Origin of the sequence: Paraburkholderia sp. SG-MS1, assembly GCF_012275575.1 — a bacterium.
Classification (GTDB): Bacteria; Pseudomonadota; Gammaproteobacteria; order Burkholderiales; family Burkholderiaceae; genus Paraburkholderia.
In genome coordinates this window covers 1-17,360 of record NZ_NPIH01000289.1, presented here as the reverse complement: position 1 = coordinate 17,360, position 17,360 = coordinate 1, and the positions used below count along the sequence as shown (strand labels likewise).

Sequence of the window (17,360 nt, the reverse complement as noted above, 5' to 3'; positions counted from 1 at the left end):
CCCGTGCTCGTGCAGATGCACGGTGGCGTGCGTGATGGTTGACGCATCCCGCGATCATAGCAAGGTACGCGCCGCCGTACCTGGCATTCGCGGGGGCTTGCATTCACCTGCCTGGGCGGCGGCTAACTTGCGGGTTGGAACGCGTGCTGGCGACTGACGAATGATGGGACGGCCCACGGATTTGCGCAGATCGGTCGTGACTTGCCTGCCGCCTGCTTCAGACTGCGGCTTCGCACGGCGCGAGGCGTATCCAAGCCCCGGCGCGGGTTCGGCGGGCGCGGCACGCTACAATATCGGCATGACACGCAAAACCCGCATTCAAGCCATCGAATCCGCCGCGCCGGAAGTCGACGAGAACGGTTACGACCGTCCCAGCAAGTCCCAGCTCAAGCGCGACATGCACGAGCTGCAGGAACTGGGCTCGGCGCTGATCGCGCTGCCCAAGGATGCGCTCAAGCGCATGCCGATGCCCGAAAAGCTCGACGACGCCGTGCGCGAAGCGCGCCGCATCACCGACCACGAAGGCAAGCGCCGCCAGGTGCAATACGTCGGCCGCGTGATGCGCTCGCTGCTCGACGAGGAAACCGCCGCGCTGCGCACCGCGCTCGACACCTACAACGGCGTCAACAAGGCGGAAACGGCCAAGCTCCACTGGATCGAGCGCACCCGCGAGAAACTGCTCGCCGACGACGCCGCGCTGACCGAGTTCATCCGTCAGCACCCGAACGCCGATCCGCAGCAGGGCCGCACGCTGATCCGCAACGCCCGCAAGGAAGCGCAGCAAAGCAAGCCGCCACGCTATTTCCGCGAGCTGTTCCAATGGATCAAGAACGCGGACGGTCCGTCCGCGCAAAGCGATTCCGACACCGACGACGCCCCGGAAGACGACGATGACGACCGCGACGAATAAGCCCCCGCGCCGGCACCCTGACGAAATCGTGATCGGCCTCGTGTCGATCAGCGACCGCGCGTCGAGTGGCGTCTACGAGGACAAAGGCATTCCGGCCTTGCAGGAATGGCTCGGCACGGCCCTGAGCTCACCGTGGCAGGTGGTCACCCGTCTGATCCACGATGACGCGCCCACCATCTCCGCCACGCTCATCGAACTGGTCGACGAAGTGGGCTGCGACCTGGTGCTGACCACCGGCGGCACCGGCCCGTCGAGGCGCGACGTGACGCCCGAGGCGACGCTCGCGGTCGCGACGAAGGACATGCCGGGTTTCGGCGAGCAGATGCGGCAGATCAGCCTGAATTTCGTGCCGACCGCGATCCTGTCGCGCCAGGTGGCGGTGATCCGCGAAACGGCGGCGCATGCGGCGCTGATCATCAACCTGCCGGGTCAGCCGAAGTCGATCAGGGAAACGCTGGAAGGTTTGCGCGATGCGGACGCGGGCGAAACCCGGGGTGCGGTGAAGGTGCCGGGCATTTTCGCGGCGGTGCCGTATTGCCTCGATCTGATCGGCGGGCCGTACGTGGAAACCCACGCCGATGTGGTGAAGGCGTTCCGACCGAAGAACGCGGTGCGCGCGCCCCGGCCTGCTTAACGCTAAAGCCTGAGCGCTTTGCGCTTATTCCGCGGCAGTAGCCGCGTCAGGCGCCGCCGGAATCAGGAAGTGCTCGCGGTAGTACTTCAGTTCGTCGATCGACTCGTGGATGTCAGCCAGCGCCGTGTGCATCGCGCGCTTCTGGAAGCCCTTGTAGATGGCGGGCTGCCAGCGGCGGCACAGCTCCTTCAGCGTGCTGACGTCGAGATTGCGGTAGTGGAAGAAGCGCTCCAGATCCGGCATCCAGCGCGCCATGAAGCGGCGGTCCTGGCAGATCGAGTTGCCGCACATCGGCGATTTGCCGGGCGGCACGTACTGCGCGAGAAATTCGCGAATCTGTTCGGTGGCGTCGGCTTCGCTGACGGTGGAAGCCTTCACGCGGTCGATCAGGCCCGAACGGCCATGCGTGTTCTGATTCCACTGATCCATTTTGGCGAGCGTTTCGTCGCTTTGGTGAATCGCCAGCACTGGACCTTCGACCATCCTGTCGAGCGTCGAATTCGTCACCACCACCGCGATTTCGATGATGCGGTCGGAGTCGGGCTCGAGCCCGGTCATTTCCATGTCCAGCCAGACGAGATTCATGTCACTGCGTACGAGCGGCGGCTGTTCGGTGGATGCGAGGATGTCGGTCATTGAGGGCAACCCTGATGGCCTGGCCGGCGGCTTCGTGGGAAGCCTGCCTGCCCCGGCGCTGGTTCGTTTGAGATTGGTTTGAGCGTTGGCTCGAGCCGGTTTGAAGCGGCCTGAGCCGGTTTAAGCGTATCTCCCGCCACGAGGCGGGAACAAACATATAATTCTCGCATAGATACCACGGAATCCCCGGATGCCTACCCTGTACTTCACCGTTCTGTTCGTCATCGCCGTCGTGGCGATGGTCGGCACCAAACTATGGCTCGCGTCGCGGCAGATCCGCTTCGTCGCCGGCCATCGCGAGCAGGTGCCCAGCCAGTTTGCCGGCACCATCCAGTTGAGCGCGCACCAGCGCGCCGCCGACTACACCGTCGAGCGCACGCGCCTCACCATGATCGAAGTCGTGGTCAGCGCGGCGGTGCTGATCGGCCTCACGCTGCTGGGCGGCGTGCAGGCGCTCGATCTGGCCATCTCCGGCTGGCTCGGGCGTGGCTACCTCGGCCAGATCGCTCTCGTCGCCGTCGTGATCGCGATCACGAGCGTGGTCGACCTGCCGTTCGATTACTACCGGCAGTTCGTGATCGAACAACGCTTCGGCTTCAACCGGATGAGCAAGCGCATTTTCTTCCTCGACCGCATCAAGGGCACGCTGCTCGGCGCCGCGTTCGGCCTGCCGCTGCTGTTCGTCGTGCTGTGGCTGATGAATCAGGCCGGCAGCTTGTGGTGGCTGTGGACGTGGATCGTGTGGGTGACGTTCCAGATGCTCGTGCTGGTGCTGTATCCGTCGTTCATTGCGCCGCTCTTCAACAAGTTCGAGCCGCTCAAGGACGAAGCGCTGAAAAACCGTATCGAAGCGCTGATGAAGCGCTGCGGCTTCGCCGCCAAAGGCCTCTTCGTGATGGACGGCAGCCGTCGTTCGGCGCACGGCAACGCGTACTTCACCGGCTTCGGCGCGGCCAAGCGGATCGTCTTCTTCGACACGCTGCTCGCACGTCTGTCGGGCAGCGAGATCGAGGCCGTGCTCGCGCACGAACTCGGCCACTTCAAGCGCCGTCATGTGATCAAGCGGATGCTCGTCACCTTCGCGATCAGCCTCGTGATGCTCGCATTGCTCGGCTGGCTCTCGCAATGCGTGTGGTTCTACGAAGGGCTAGGCGTGCGGCCGTCGCTGATCGGCGGCAATAGCGGTCTCGCGCTGGTGCTGTTCTTCCTCGCGCTGCCGGTGTTCCTGTTCTTCGTCACGCCGCTCGGCAGCCTCAGTTCGCGCAAGCACGAGTTCGAAGCCGACGCGTTCGCCGCGACGCAGACCGACGCGCAAGACCTCGTCAACGCGCTCGTCAAGCTGTACGAGGACAACGCGTCGACCCTGACGCCCGATCCGCTCTACACCGCGTTCTACTACTCGCATCCGCCGGCGTCGCAGCGGATCGACAGACTGTTGCGGCACGCATGAGCCGCTCCCCGAAAGCGCAGCGCGCGTCGGCCAGCACGCGCGCAGGCGGCCTCGTGGTGGCCGCGCATGGCCGCCACTATCTGGTCGCGCCGGAAGACGGCGGGCCGATGCTCCAATGCTTTCCGCGTGGCAAGCGCAGCGAGGTGGCGGTGGGCGATCGCGTGATTTACGAACCGACGTCCGCAGATCAAGGCGTGATCGTCGAGATCGGCGAACGGCGCAACCTGCTATATCGCTCGGATCAGTACAAGTCGAAGCTGTTTGCGGCCAATCTGGACCAATTGCTGATCGTGCTCGCCACCGAGCCGCATTTCAGCGAGGACCTGCTCGGCCGCGCGTTGGTCGCCGCCGAAGCCAACGAGCTGAAGCCGTTGATCGTGCTCAACAAAATCGACGTGACCGGCGAGCTCGAAGGTGCGCGCAAGCGACTCGAATCGTATTGCGAGCTGGGCTATACGGTCGTCGAGGTGTCGATCAAGATGCAGCCCGAGGCCGCGCGCACCGCATTGGTCGAACATCTGCACGGCCATTCGACGCTGCTGCTCGGCCAATCCGGCATGGGCAAGTCGACGCTCGTGAACCTGCTGATTCCCGATGCCGAAGTCGCCACGCGCGAGATCTCGACCGCGTTGAATAGCGGGCGCCACACGACGACCTTTACGCGGCTTTATCCGTTGCCGAACCTGGACGGAAGCAACACGGGCGGTGCGTTGATCGACTCGCCGGGCTTCCAGGAATTCGGCTTGCATCATCTGACCGAAGGCCGGCTGGAACGCGCGTTTCCGGAGTTCCGGCCGCTGTTGCCGAACTGCCGCTTTTACAACTGCCATCACTTGCACGAGCCGGGCTGCGCGATTCTCGAAGCAGTCGCCGATGGCCGCATCCGCCGCGAGCGGCATGCGCTCTATGCGCAACTCGTGCACGAAGCCAGCCAGATCGTGCGCTGACATGAAGCTGATGCGCGCACCGAATCTGATTACCGGACAGCATTGGGTCAACGTGCTGAATACCGCGGGCATCGCGTGCGAGTTGCACAACCGCTATCTGAACGGCGCGCTCGGCGATATTCCGGCGGATCAGTGCGCGCCCGAGTTATGGCTCGTCGACGAACGCGACGAGGCCATGGCGCGGCGTTTGATCGACGCGGCCTCGCATGGACCGGCGCCGGACTCGCCTGGCTGGCGATGCCGTCAGTGCGGCGAAATGCTCGAAGCGCAGTTCACGGTGTGCTGGCAATGCGGGACTGCGCGTGATCCGCTGGATGGATGAGGGATGGGGTTTTTGCGTGCGAAGCGCTGGCCAGGTTGGTCAAGACGTTTCTGCGTAGGTCGAAGGCAAATAAAAAAGACGGGCCCGGTTTTTTATTGCGCTACCTATGCCCTGCCGACATGCTCGTCTCACGCCAGCCACACGGCGATGGTCAGCATCAGTAGCAGAATCATCCACAGCACGACCGCGCGCCACACCAGACCCACCGCCGATTGCAGCGTGCGCGGCGTGCAGTCGTCGCCGACCTGCATCGGACCGCCATCACCGGTGGCGAGCGCGTCGAGGCTCGACGGTTCGGCAAGCGGCCCGCACAGACGTGCACCCAGCGCCCCACTTCCCGCGGCCAACAACACACCGTCGTTCGCATCGGGCCACTGACGGGCATGATTGCGCCACGCATAAATCGCGTCCTCGAAATTGCCGACGATCGCAAAGCCCAGCGACGTCAAGCGCGCCGGCACCCAGTCGATCACCAAGAAGGCGCGCTGCGCGAAGCTCGAAAACGCAGCGGTGCGTTCGTCGCCGGGACGCGCCCATGCACGCGCCAGGTATTCGGCGATCCGGTACAGCACCGCGCCCGCCGGCCCGACCGGAATCAGGAACCAGAAGAACACACCGAACACGTGGCGATGCGAAGCAACCACCGCGTGAATCAGCGTATGACGGACGATCTCGCTGACGGGCATGTCGACCGTTTCGAGCCCGGTCCATTCATTCAGAATTTCACGCGCACGCGGCACGTCGTCGTTGTTCAACGCGAGGTGGATGTCAGTGAAGTAATGGCTGAACTGGCGGAAGCCGAGCGTGAAGTACAGCACCGCGACGTTCCACAGGAACGCCAGCGCGAAATGGATGTGATACAGCACGTAGTAGACGAGCGCGACTGCCAGCGTCCAGGGCACCACTACCACGAGCCATGCGAGCAGGCCATGCCTGGGCTTGCCGGCATCAAATCCGTGCGCCGCTGACTCCGCATGGTATTGAAGCAGCGCGGACACCGGATTGTTCGGTGACAGTGCGCGTACCTGTTCAATGATCAGAGCCAGCAATACGGAGAAAAAAGTCATGCGATGCGCCGTGCTTTTTGAGTTTTTACGATTGTTTTATAACGATAGCACAGGGTCGGATTCGACTGAGCGCCGACGCTGACAAACACCGGGCAAGTGCACAGTCACGCGCAATTGTGTGGCAACTCGCGCAACGACGCAGCAGTGACTCATGCAGCAAGAAAACGATACAGGTTGCGCAGCATCGCCGCTGTCGCACCCCAGATGAAATGGTGACCGCCGACTTCGCCGCCGCCCTGCCCGCGCGACTCGGTTGATTCGCTGCGCGGATACGGCATCGTGAAAAAGCGTCGCTCGCCGTCCTCGTATCGGAACACGCGCACTTCGTGATTGGCCGGGTCCATCAGAAACGCGAGCGGCACTTCGAAGACCTCGGCCACTTCGAGCGTATCCATTTGCAATGCGAACGGCGGATGCACGAGACCGATCACCGGCGTCACGCAAAAGCCGGTGCCGGTCAGATAGTCGGGCAATGCGCCGAGAATTTCCACTCGCGACGGTTCGAGTCCAACTTCTTCGTGCGCTTCGCGCAGTGCAGTCGCAGTGGCATCGGCATCGAACGGTTCTTGACGGCCGCCAGGAAAACTCACCTGTCCGGCGTGATCGTTCAGGTGATCGGCACGCTGCGTGAGCAGCACGGTCAGCCCATGATTGCGGACCACGAGCGGCACGAGCACAGCGGCGACGCGCGGATCGCCCTCGGTATTACGCCACGGCGTTTCGATTCGGGGCTCAGGCGTCCAGTCGAGGTGCTGCTCGAAGCGGGCGCGCAGGCCCTCAGGGGTAAGGCGCCCGGCGGCCACCGGCGGCAGATGCGCACCGGTTGCTTCGACGGGCAGCGATTCAGGCTCTAAGACGGGACGGATCAACGGGTCTCTCGAATGAGCGGATAGGGGACATGCCGCTATTTTGACCTGGCAAACAAAAAAGCACCCGCGAGGGGTGCTTTTTCTTACAGCATTTACGCTTGGGAAGCAGCGCGGTCTTTCGAGACCAGCTTTTCCTTGATTCGAGCCGACTTGCCCGAACGGTTGCGCAGGTAGTACAGCTTCGCACGACGCACATCGCCACGACGCTTCACGACGATGCTTGCCAGCAGCGGCGAGTACGTCTGGAACGTACGCTCGACGCCTTCGCCCGACGAAATCTTACGGACAATGAACGACGAATTCAGACCACGGTTACGCTTGGCGATCACGACGCCTTCGTAAGCCTGAACACGCTTACGCGTACCTTCAACCACGTTCACGCTGACGATCACCGTATCGCCGGGGGCGAATTCGGGGATGGTCTTCTCGCCGAGGGCGCGCGCGATTTCTTCCTGCTCGAGTTTTGCAATCAGATTCATCACTGACTCCTAGATCCATCTTGTCGGCGTTCGTACCTGCCTCGCAGAAAATGCTCGGCTACGGCCCCGATAGAGGATGGGTTCACATCTGGCGCCGTACACGCATGTGCGGCGCCGCCTGGTGTCCGCTCGAAAGATCCCCGGCTTTACGCCTTCGACTCTTCCTTTGCGAGACTTGCAAGCCATGCCTCGTCGGCACGGCTCAACATCTTGTTCTTTCTGGCCTTCACGATCAGATCGGGCCGTTTGTTCCACGTATTGCGCAACGCTTCGCGCCGGCGCCACGCTTCGATTTCCGCATGATGGCCGCCAAGCAGCACATCAGGCACACGCGCACCGTTGTATTCCTCGGGACGCGTGTAGTGCGGACAATCCAGCAGCACATCGACGAAGCTGTCCTGCACCGCCGATTGCGAGTCGTTCAGCACGCCGGGCAGCTGGCGCACGACCGCGTCCATCAACGCCATCGCGGGCAATTCACCCCCCGACAGCACGAAGTCGCCAAGACTGACTTCCTCGTCGACGACACGGTCGAGCAAACGCTGATCGATCGCTTCGTAACGCCCGCACAACAGGATCAACCCGGGCTCCGCGGCGAACCGCATGACACGTTCGTGATTCAATGTAGCGCCTTGCGGCGACATCATCACGACGCGCGATGCGCCGATGCCCTGCTCCGCCTGCGCCGCTTTCGCGGCGCCGATCGCGTCTTCCAGCGGCTTCGCCAGCATTACCATGCCGGGGCCGCCGCCGTACGGGCGATCGTCGATTGTGCGGTAGTTGTCGGTGGTGAAATCACGCGGATTCCACGTACGCAACCCATAGCGCTCCTGCTTCGCGGCACGGCTGGTGATACCCCAGTCGGTCAGCGCGCGGAACATTTCTGGAAAGAGCGTCACGACATCGAACTGCATCGCTCTCTCCATTCAGCGAATGATTTTAGTAATCGGCTTCCCAGTCGACGATGATCTGCTTCGCCGCCTGGTCCACCGTTTTGACAAAGACGCCGACGAACGGGATCAAGCGCTCGCCTGCGACCGGCTTGCCGTTTTTGTCGCTAGCCGGGTATTCGATACGCATCACCGAGTGCGCACCGTTGTCGATCATGTCTGCAACCTTGCCGAGATTGACCCCGGCAACGTTCACCACGTCCAGGCCGAGCAGGTCCACCCAGTAGAATTCGTCGGCGTCGAGGGCCGGAAATTCGCTGCGACTGACATAGACACGCGAGCCGCGCAGTGCCAGCGCCACATCGCGGTCAGTGACGCCGCCCAGATGGGCAACCACACTGTCGCTATGCGTTTTCGCTTGCAATGACGGCGCCGACTTGCGCTCGTGGCCTTTCAACAGCCACCAGCGCTTCGCGCTTAGCAACGCGTCACCGCCGTGCCCGGCATCCGCATGCGCGGCTACCTTGACCCAGCCTTTAAGGCCGTAAGCGTCGACGATTGCGCCGACCTCGACCGCATCGGCCGGCCAGCTTTCCCCTGTTTCCGCGCGCATTTCTGCCGCAGCGGAGCCAGCTTTTGCAACATTGGCTTGCGCCTTGCCTTCGGCTCGTTCGACCGGTTTGCGGACGAATGCACCGAACGGCGCCTGATCAGACGTCTTCGCGCGCGGAGCTGCCGCTTTTGCCTTCACGCGCCCTGAACTGCCGGAATCACGCTCAGACATAAGAACACCTCGCTGCCAGCTTCGACGTCTGCTTCAGTAAAACAACTCGCGCATCGGACTGCTCACGCAAGCTGCGCGAGCCGCCGGCCGAACCGACGACGATACGCATGCGAGCTACCATTAAGCAGCCGGCTGCGCCTTTTGCGCTTCTTTCACGAGACGTTCGACGGTCGGCGACAGTTGCGCGCCAACACCTTGCCAGTACGTCAGGCGATCCTGAGCGATACGCAGGGATTCACCCTTCGTAGCGACCGGGTTGTAGAAACCAACGCGCTCGATGAAGCGGCCGTCACGACGGCTACGCGAATCGGTTGCGACGATGTTGTAGAACGGGCGCTTCTTGGAGCCGCCACGAGCCAAGCGGATGATGACCATACTAGAATCCTTGAAAACCGGGGTTCGGAACGACTGAAACACGCGATTATAGCGGGAAACCGACGCCATAACAAACACTTACCGGGATAAACTGAGCGACGGGGTTGCATCAGCCATCCGGACGAGACCCTCGAATCACGCCCAAACGCCCGAACCACCTGACGGAGAGCCCGTGAAACTTCTTCCGCCGAGAGCGTTTTTGCCCGCTTGTTTTCTCGTTTTCGTGTGGTTTGCGGGTCTCGCACGCGCGTTGCGAAGTCGGGTTCTACGCTATGCAGCGGCCGGGTTGGTCGCCGGCCAGGCACTCTGGGCAGCTGCAGCGCCGCCGGTCGAGCGTATTAAATTACCACCCGGCTTCCATATCGAGGTTCTGTCGGACGACGTGCCGAGCGCGCGCGCGATGACGCTCTCGCCGAAGGGCATTCTCTATATAGGCAGCCTCGACGGGCAAGTCTATGCGCTCGAATTGCAAAACGGCCGAGTGACAGGCCGCCACGTTATCGCTTCCGGCCTCGAATCCCCGGCGGGCGTGACGTGGCACGACGGCGCGCTGTACGTGTCGGCGGTGTCGAAGATCTTGCGTTTCGATGCGATCGACGCGCATCTGAACAATCCGCCCAAGCCCGCCGTCGTGATCGACACGCTGCCCAGCGAAACACATCATGGCTGGAAATTCATCGCCTTCGGCCCGGACGGCAAGCTGTACGTGCCGCAAGGCGCGCCCTGCAACGTCTGCCAGAAAGATCGCGACCGCTTCGCGATGATCGGCCGCATGAATCCGGACGGCAGCCACTATGAAGTTATGGCGCGCGGCGTGCGCAATTCGGTCGGGTTCGCGTGGCATCCGGTGACGCACGAACTGTGGTTCACCGACAACGGTCGGGACCTGCTAGGCGACGACGTGCCGGACGACAAACTCAACCGTGCGCCGCGCGCCGGCATGGATTTCGGCTTCCCGTATTGCCATGGCGGTGACACACCCGACCCGGAATTCGGCAAGGGCCATCCATGCAGTGCATTTACACCGCCGGTGGCCAAACTGGGTGCGCACGTCGCCGCGCTCGGCATGCGCTTTTACACTGGCTCGATGTTTCCCGCCGCGTACCGGAACAATGTCTTCATTGCCGAGCATGGCTCATGGAATCGCAGCAAGAAGGCCGGTTACCGCGTTGTGCGGGTGATGGCCGATCCGGACGGCAGCCACGCACGGCAGGAGGTCTTTGCCGAAGGCTGGCTGCAGCCCGGAGAAGCCGTTTGGGGCCGTCCCGCCGACATTTTGCCCTTGCCCGACGGCTCCCTGCTGATCAGCGACGATTACGCAGGCGCGATCTATCGCGTGGCGTATTCGGCGCCGTAGCGCCGCGGCGCTCGCCGCGAAGCTGCGCTCGCTCGCCGAAGAACCGCCCGCTCCCTTCTCCGGCAAAATCCGCCGCGCGCCGCCAAAGCGTCCGGCTGCCCCGACACCTCGCGCCATTCACACGGCGATCCCTTATGGCCATCCACCTGCCGGCCACATGACCCGCGGTCCGCGGCGGGCGTAGAATGCGCGTCGGTCCGCGCCTAACGGCGCGCCGCTCCTTTTGAGCGCCTGTCACTGTGTCCACGCCTACATGTCCACCCTTGTCTCGACTTCCCCGCGCTTCCGATCCAAGACGATTACCGCCGCGCTGGCGTTCCTGCTGGGCAGCCTCGGCGCCCACCGCTTCTATCTTTACGGCAATCGTGACATTTTCGGCTGGGCTCATCTGCTCGGTACGCTGATCGGCATTCCCGGCGTCATGCTGCTGGTAGCGAGCGAACGGGCATCGATCCTCGGCTGGGTCTTGGCCTTTCCCGGCGCGGTTTCGCTGCTGGCCGCGTTTCTCGCCGCGATCGTCTACGGGTTGCGTCCGGACGAAAAATGGGACGCGCAGTTCAACGCGCAGACGCAACGCAAGAGCCGCTCCGGCTGGACCGTGGTGTTCGTCGTCATCTTTTCGCTGCTGATCGGCGCGTTCCTGCTGATGACCGGCCTCGCCCTTTCGTTCCAGACTTACTTCGAAAGTCAGGTGGAAGCGGCCAAAGCGATCTCACAATGACCGGGCGCGCGCCGCGCTAAAAGAGCCTCAACTGCGGACTGTCGCGCACCGGCTCTTCGGCCCGCGCCGGCTCGAGGCGGCGGAAGTGCGACATGTCGAGAATGCCGCGGTCGCGCCGGTTCAAGCCCAAACGGCGCACGGCGTTGTGAAATCGCTGCTTGAGCAGATCCGCCCATAAGCCTTCCCCCTTCATCCGCGCGGCAAAGGACGAGTCATAGTCCTTGCCGCCGCGCATATCGCGCACGCGGCTCATCACGCGATCTGCGCGGTCGGGAAAATGCGCGCCCAGCCAGTCCTTGAACAGCGGCGCCACTTCCCACGGCAGACGCAGCACGATGTAGCTGGCGTTGTTCGCACCGGCCTCGGCGCAAGCCTCTAGCACGCGCTCCATGTCCGGCTCGGTGACGAACGGAATCACCGGCGCGATGCTGACGCCCACAGGAATGCCAGCCTCGCTCAGCGTGCGGATAGTGCGTAACCGGCGCGTGGGCGTCGCCGCGCGCGGTTCGAGCGTGCGCGCGATATCCGCGTCCAGCGTAGTGATCGTGATGGCCGCCATGAATTGCCCGCGAGCGGCCATAGGCGCAAGCAGATCGATATCGCGCTCGATCAGCGACGATTTGGTGATGGCCGCAAACGGGTGGTGGCGTTGGCTGAGCACCTCGATCACTCTGCGCGTGAGGCGCAGGTCACGCTCGGCGGGCTGCCATGCGTCCGTGTTGACGCCCAATGCAATCGGTTCCGGCACATAGGACTTCTTCGACAGTTCCCGTTCGAGCAACTCGGGCGCATTGATCTTCGCGTAGATCCGGCTCTCGAAGTCGAGCCCCGGCGACAGCCCCAGATAACTATGCGTAGGCCGCGCGAAGCAATAAATACAGCCGTGCTCACAACCACGATAGGGATTGAGCGACACGCCGAACGGAATATCCGGCGACGCGTTGCGTGTGAGGATGGACTTGGCGTGCTCCTCGAAGACCTGCGTGCGCAAGACCTTGGGCTCATCGCCTCCTTCGCCCTCGGCCGGCTGCCAGCCGTCATCCACCGCTTCGCGCTGGTCGACTTCATAACGGCCTTGCAGGTTCGTCACCGCCCCACGCCCCTTGCGAGGCGCGGGCGGCGCGATTGGAAATTCTCGAGCGGAAGGGGTATCGGAGTTAGTCACGGCCAAGTCAGGCAAACAGAAAACGACGCACAACACCTGTATAAATATACAGTGTTTACGCCGTTTGTCGAGTTCGTTTTCGTGACAACGCGGCTGGCTAATCGCGTACCGCGATCGTCAGCGTTTCCTTGATCTCTTCCATCACCACATAGCTCTTCGACTGCACCGCGCCCGGCAATTGCAGCAGGATGTCCCCGAGCAGCTTGCGGTAGTCGGCCATTTCGCCCATGCGCGCCTTGATCAGATAGTCAAAGTCGCCCGACACGAGATGGCACTCCAGCACCTCGGGAATCTTCTGCACTTCGCGTCGGAACTGGTCGAACATGTTGCCACTTTTGTGGTCGAGCGTGATCTCGACGAACACCAGCAGCGCCGCGCCCAGTTCGGCGGGATTCACGCGCGCGTGATAGCCGGTGATCACGCCGTCGCGCTCCATCCGCTTGACCCGCTCGATGCACGGCGTCACCGACAGCCCGACCTGCTCGGACAGGTCCTTCATCGCCATCCGGCCATCCTGCTGCAGCAGCCGCAAAATCTTGTGATCGAGTTTGTCGAGGGCCCTGACCGGCTGGCGCTGTGTACGCATGATGTTTTTGCTGAAAATCCTGAAAATACAATAACAAAACCTGTCTGACTGTTAATAGTATAGCGGTTAACACTGGGCGGTCCGCGTTACACCTCGTGAATCGAATGAAACCGAACCAATCGACGAGCGCACGCCCTCAACTTTGTGCATGTATCCAGGAGCAGCTATGCGAGTCGTCGTTTTGGGCAGTGGCGTCGTCGGGGTGACGACCGCGTATTACCTCGCGCGTGCGGGTCATGAAGTGACCGTAATCGACCGCGAGGCCGGCCCGGCGCTCGAAACCAGTTTTGCCAATGCCGGGCAGATCTCGCCCGGTTACGCATCGCCGTGGGCGGCGCCCGGCGTGCCGCTGAAGGCCGTCAAGTGGATGTTCCAGAAGCACGCGCCGCTCGCCGTCCGTCTCGACGGCACGCAATTCCAGTTGCAATGGATGTGGCTAATGCTGCAGAACTGCACGTCGGCGCGCTATGCGGTGAACAAGGGCCGCATGGTCCGCCTCGCCGAATACAGCCGCGACTGCCTGCAGGCCCTGCGCGCCGATATCGGCATCCAGTACGAAGGCCGCACCGGCGGCACGCTGCAGGTGTTCCGCACGCAGCAGCAATTCGACGGCGCCGCGAAAGACATCGCCGTGCTGCAGGAAGCCAACGTGCCGTATGAACTGCTGTCGGCGGTCGAGCTCGCGCAAGCCGAGCCGGCGCTCGCGGCGGTTTCGCACAAGCTGACCGGCGGCCTGCGCCTGCCGGGCGACGAAACCGGCGACTGCCAGATGTTCACCACGCGCCTCGCCGCGCTGGCCGCGCAACTGGGCGTCCAATTCCGCTACAACACGCCGATCGACGCGCTGGCGATGGCGGGCGACCGGGTCGCCGGCGTGCAATGCGGCGGCGAACTGGTACGCGCGGATTCGTTCGTGGTCGCGCTGGGTTCGTATTCGACCCGGTTCCTCGCGGGCCTCGTGAAGATTCCGGTGTACCCGCTCAAAGGCTATTCGATCACCGCGCCGATCGTCGACGAAGCGGCCGCGCCGGTGTCCACCGTGCTCGACGAGACCTACAAGATCGCGATCACGCGTTTCGACAACCGGATTCGTGTCGGCGGCATGGCGGAGATCGTCGGCTTCGACAAGTCTTTGCGCGAGGCGCGCCGCGCCACGCTGGAACTGTGCGTGAACGACCTGTTCCCTGGCGGCGGCGATACGTCGAAGGCGACGTTCTGGACCGGATTGCGGCCGATGACGCCGGACGGCACGCCGATCGTCGGCCGCACGCCGGTCGCAAACCTGTTCCTGAACACCGGTCATGGCACGCTGGGCTGGACCATGTCGTGCGGTTCGGGCCAGTTGCTGGCCGACGTGATGTCGGGCAAACAGCCCGCCATCAAGGCGGACGATCTGTCGGTACACCGCTATCTCGGCGAGACCGGCGGCGCGCATCGGCCGGCTTATGCCTGACGCTCGGCAAGCGGTCGCGCCGATCGATCATCGCGCGCGCACCGCTGCAATAAAACAAACGGCGCCTCGTGAGGCGCCGTTTTTTTCAGGCCGATGCATCCGGCCGCGAGTGTCGCGTCAGAACTGATCGTCCGACAAAGCCAGCACGCCCTCCCCGCCCTTCGCACTGACAATCGACGCTTCGAGCGCCGCTGCCTGCGGCAGCACGTGTTCCGCATAGAACTGCGCGGTCGCGATCTTCGCGCCGTAGAACGCCGGATCTTCGTCGCGTTTGTCGGCCGCCACGAGGAGCGCACGCGCCATCTGCCAGCCGCCCAGCACGATGCCCGCGAGCTTCAGATACGGCACGCTGCCGGCGAACACCGCGTTCGGATCGCTCTTCGTATTCGCCAGCACGAACTCGACTGCCGCACCCAGCGAACGATGTCCCTGCGCCAGATACCGCTTCATCGAGTCGAACGCCGGGCCCTGCTTCGCGCCGAGCGCATCAACCGTTGCGGCGATGTCCGCGAGCAGCGACCTGGCCACCTTGCCAGCATCACGTACGGTCTTACGGCCGATCAGGTCGTTGGCCTGAATCGCGGTCGTGCCTTCGTAGATCGGCAGAATGCGTGCGTCGCGGTAGTACTGCGCGGCGCCGGTTTCTTCGATGAAGCCCATGCCGCCATGCACCTGCACGCCAAGGCTCGTCACGTCGATCGACAGTTCGGTGCTCCAGCCCTTCACGATCGGCACGAGGAATTCGTAGAGCGCCTGATGCGCGGCGCGCGTTGCATCGTCCGGATGACGATGCGCGATGTCGCAATGCGCCGCGGCGACATAAGCCAGCGCGCGCGACGCTTCGGTGAGGCCGCGCATCGTCGCGAGCATGCGGCGCACGTCCGGGTGCTGGATGATCGCGACCGGCTGTTTCGCGGAGCCATCCACCGGGCGGCTTTGCACGCGGTCCTTCGCGTACGCGACGGCCTTCTGATACGCGCGATCCGATACGCCGACACCCTGCATGCCCACCGCGAAACGCGCCGCGTTCATCATGATGAACATGTATTCGAGCCCGCGATTTTCCTCGCCGATCAGGTGACCGATCGCACCGCCGTGGTCCCCGAACTGCAGCACCGCGGTGGGACTCGCCTTGATGCCGAGCTTGTGCTCGATCGACACGCAATGCACGTCGTTGCGCTCGCCGAGCGACCCGTCTTCATGGACGAGAAACTTCGGCACGATGAATAGCGAAATGCCTTTCACGCCTTCGGGCGCATTCGGGGTGCGCGCCAGCACGAGATGGGCGATGTTCTTCGCCATGTCGTGCTCGCCCCACGTAATGAAAATCTTCGTGCCGAACAGCTTGAATGAACCGTCGCCCTGCGGTTCGGCGCGCGTGCGCACCAGCGCGAGATCGGAGCCGGCCTGCGGCTCGGTCAGGTTCATCGTGCCGGTCCATTCACCGGAGATCAGCTTCGGCACATAGGTGTGCTTTTGCGCTTCGGTACCGGCGGTGAGCAGCGCTTCTATCGCGCCATCGGTCAGCAGTGGACACAGCGCGAACGACAGATTCGACGCGTTGAGCATTTCGACACAGGGCGTCGCGATCAGTTTTGGCAGGCCCTGGCCTTCGTAGTCGATCGGATGCTGCACGCCTTGCCAGCCGCCCTCGGCGAACTGGCGGAAGGCTTCCCTGAAACCCTGCGTCGCGGTGACGACGCCGTCCTTCCAACTGCTCGGATTGCGATCGCCTTCGACGTTCAGCGGCGCCAACACTTCACCGCACAGCTTCGCCGACTCGTCGAGCACGGCCTGAGCCGTGTCGAGGTTTGCGTCCTCGAAGCCCGGCAGGGTTGCGATGCTTTCGAGACCGGCCAGTTCCTTCATCACGAACAGCATGTCCTTGATGGGCGCCGTGTAGCTCATTCTGGTTCTCCTCCTGTCTGGATAAAAAAAGGGCGCCGGACTCGATCGGTCCCGCGCCCTTCGTGTGCGGCCTGACGCCTTGTTCCCGGCGCTGCGGCGCTGCGGCGATTAGCCGAGCTCGCTAACCAGTTCCGGCACGAGCGTGAACAGATCACCGACCAGACCATAATCGGCGACGCTGAAAATCGGCGCTTCCGGGTCCTTGTTGATCGCGACGATCACCTTCGAGTCCTTCATGCCGGCCAGATGCTGGATCGCACCCGAGATGCCGACGGCCACGTACAGTTGCGGCGCGACGATCTTGCCGGTCTGGCCGACCTGATAGTCGTTCGGCACGAAGCCCGCATCGACTGCCGCGCGCGAGGCGCCCAGCGCCGCGTTCAGCTTGTCGGCCAGCGGCTCGAGCACCTTCGTGTAGTTCTCGCCATTGCCCAGACCCCGGCCACCCGAGACGATGATCTTCGCCGACGTCAGTTCCGGACGGTCCAGCTTCGTCACTTCACGGCTCACGAACTGCGAAACGCCTGCGTCTGCAGCGGCTTCGATCTTCTCCACCGTTGCGCTGCCGCCAACGGCCGCCACCGCGTCGAAACCGGTCGAGCGCACCGTGATGACCTTGATCGGATCGGCCGATTGCACCGTTGCGATGGCGTTGCCCGCATAGATCGGGCGCTCGAACGTGTCGGCGCTCTCCACGGCCGTGATGTCGCTGATCTGCGCGACGTCGAGTTTTGCGGCGATACGCGGCGTGATGTTCTTGCCGTAGGCGGTCGCCGGCGCGAGGATGTGCGTGTAGTTCTTCGCCGC

At 63.3% G+C, this 17,360-nt stretch carries 19 protein-coding genes; 8 read left to right on the top strand and 11 right to left on the bottom strand.

Annotated elements, in window-relative coordinates; all coding sequences use genetic code 11:
* Positions 1–298 precede the first annotated feature (298 nt).
* Both yjgA and mog read left to right on the top strand, forming a co-directional pair.
* Complete coding sequence (yjgA, locus tag CIC12_RS31960) at positions 299–910, top strand: ribosome biogenesis factor YjgA (protein WP_168670471.1); 612 nt, start codon at positions 299–301, stop codon at positions 908–910.
* Complete coding sequence (gene mog, locus CIC12_RS31955; RefSeq protein ID WP_168670469.1) at positions 891–1,544, top strand: molybdopterin adenylyltransferase; 654 nt, start codon at positions 891–893, stop codon at positions 1,542–1,544. The genes yjgA and mog overlap by 20 nt, the downstream gene beginning before the upstream one ends.
* Before the next feature lie 24 nt (positions 1,545–1,568).
* Here mog and orn read toward each other — a convergent pair whose 3' ends face one another.
* A complete protein-coding gene (gene orn / locus CIC12_RS31950) occupies positions 1,569–2,180 on the bottom strand; it encodes an oligoribonuclease (protein WP_168670467.1) in 612 nt (203 codons plus the stop codon).
* A 190-nt stretch (positions 2,181–2,370) separates the two neighbouring features.
* Between orn and CIC12_RS31945 the strand changes: the two genes are divergently transcribed.
* From CIC12_RS31945 to CIC12_RS31935, 3 genes are read left to right on the top strand one after another with little or no spacing between them, the layout of a single operon-like run.
* Complete coding sequence (locus CIC12_RS31945) at positions 2,371–3,630, top strand: M48 family metallopeptidase (RefSeq protein WP_168670465.1); 1,260 nt, start codon at positions 2,371–2,373, stop codon at positions 3,628–3,630.
* A complete protein-coding gene (gene rsgA / locus CIC12_RS31940) occupies positions 3,627–4,577 on the top strand; it encodes a ribosome small subunit-dependent GTPase A (RefSeq protein ID WP_168670463.1) in 951 nt (316 codons plus the stop codon). Before CIC12_RS31945 ends, rsgA begins: the two co-directional genes overlap by 4 nt.
* Position 4,578: 1 nt before the next feature.
* Positions 4,579–4,899: a putative signal transducing protein gene (locus CIC12_RS31935; RefSeq protein WP_168670461.1), complete on the top strand. Its 321-nt coding sequence runs from the start codon at positions 4,579–4,581 to the stop codon at positions 4,897–4,899.
* Between the two features lie 128 nt (positions 4,900–5,027).
* On the opposite strand, the gene CIC12_RS31930 is transcribed toward CIC12_RS31935, so the two are convergent.
* The 6 genes from CIC12_RS31930 to rpsP form a co-directional block, all read right to left on the bottom strand.
* Positions 5,028–5,966, bottom strand: coding sequence for a CobD/CbiB family protein (locus tag CIC12_RS31930; RefSeq protein ID WP_168670459.1), 939 nt, complete (start codon positions 5,964–5,966; stop codon positions 5,028–5,030).
* Between the two features lie 149 nt (positions 5,967–6,115).
* Positions 6,116–6,835: a CoA pyrophosphatase gene (locus CIC12_RS31925; protein WP_168670457.1), complete on the bottom strand. Its 720-nt coding sequence runs from the start codon at positions 6,833–6,835 to the stop codon at positions 6,116–6,118.
* Positions 6,836–6,927: 92 nt separating this feature from the next.
* Positions 6,928–7,314 (bottom strand): 50S ribosomal protein L19, encoded by a 387-nt coding sequence (gene rplS, locus CIC12_RS31920; RefSeq protein WP_168670455.1) that lies wholly within the window; start codon positions 7,312–7,314, stop codon positions 6,928–6,930.
* A gap of 146 nt (positions 7,315–7,460) precedes the next feature.
* On the bottom strand, positions 7,461–8,228 hold the full coding sequence (gene trmD, locus CIC12_RS31915) for a tRNA (guanosine(37)-N1)-methyltransferase TrmD (RefSeq protein ID WP_168670453.1): 768 nt from the start codon (positions 8,226–8,228) through the stop codon (positions 7,461–7,463).
* A 25-nt stretch (positions 8,229–8,253) separates the two neighbouring features.
* On the bottom strand, positions 8,254–8,988 hold the full coding sequence (gene rimM / locus CIC12_RS31910) for a ribosome maturation factor RimM (protein ID WP_168670451.1): 735 nt from the start codon (positions 8,986–8,988) through the stop codon (positions 8,254–8,256).
* A 120-nt stretch (positions 8,989–9,108) separates the two neighbouring features.
* Positions 9,109–9,363: a 30S ribosomal protein S16 gene (gene rpsP / locus CIC12_RS31905; protein WP_013090118.1), complete on the bottom strand. Its 255-nt coding sequence runs from the start codon at positions 9,361–9,363 to the stop codon at positions 9,109–9,111.
* Positions 9,364–9,535: 172 nt separating this feature from the next.
* On the opposite strand from rpsP, the gene CIC12_RS31900 reads away from it, so the two are divergent.
* Entirely contained in the window at positions 9,536–10,720 is a 1,185-nt protein-coding gene (locus CIC12_RS31900) for a PQQ-dependent sugar dehydrogenase (protein WP_168670449.1), read from the top strand.
* Positions 10,721–10,973: 253 nt separating this feature from the next.
* Positions 10,974–11,441, top strand: coding sequence for an NINE protein (locus CIC12_RS31895; protein WP_168670447.1), 468 nt, complete (start codon positions 10,974–10,976; stop codon positions 11,439–11,441).
* Between the two features lie 16 nt (positions 11,442–11,457).
* Here the strand turns inward: CIC12_RS31895 and CIC12_RS31890 are convergent, their stop codons facing one another.
* Both CIC12_RS31890 and CIC12_RS31885 read right to left on the bottom strand, forming a co-directional pair.
* Positions 11,458–12,606 carry a PA0069 family radical SAM protein gene (locus CIC12_RS31890; protein ID WP_168670445.1) on the bottom strand — a complete coding sequence of 383 codons (1,149 nt, stop codon included), beginning with the start codon at positions 12,604–12,606 and terminating at the stop codon, positions 11,458–11,460.
* A 97-nt stretch (positions 12,607–12,703) separates the two neighbouring features.
* Positions 12,704–13,192: an Lrp/AsnC ligand binding domain-containing protein gene (locus CIC12_RS31885; protein WP_168670443.1), complete on the bottom strand. Its 489-nt coding sequence runs from the start codon at positions 13,190–13,192 to the stop codon at positions 12,704–12,706.
* A 166-nt stretch (positions 13,193–13,358) separates the two neighbouring features.
* Between CIC12_RS31885 and CIC12_RS31880 the strand changes: the two genes are divergently transcribed.
* Positions 13,359–14,645 carry a D-amino acid dehydrogenase gene (locus CIC12_RS31880; RefSeq protein ID WP_168670441.1) on the top strand — a complete coding sequence of 429 codons (1,287 nt, stop codon included), beginning with the start codon at positions 13,359–13,361 and terminating at the stop codon, positions 14,643–14,645.
* Positions 14,646–14,762: 117 nt separating this feature from the next.
* On the opposite strand, the gene CIC12_RS31875 is transcribed toward CIC12_RS31880, so the two are convergent.
* Both CIC12_RS31875 and CIC12_RS31870 read right to left on the bottom strand, forming a co-directional pair.
* Entirely contained in the window at positions 14,763–16,553 is a 1,791-nt protein-coding gene (locus CIC12_RS31875; RefSeq protein ID WP_168670439.1) for an acyl-CoA dehydrogenase, read from the bottom strand.
* A 108-nt stretch (positions 16,554–16,661) separates the two neighbouring features.
* A partial coding sequence (locus CIC12_RS31870; RefSeq protein WP_168670437.1) for an electron transfer flavoprotein subunit alpha/FixB family protein occupies positions 16,662–17,360 on the bottom strand: 699 nt, incomplete at its 5' end.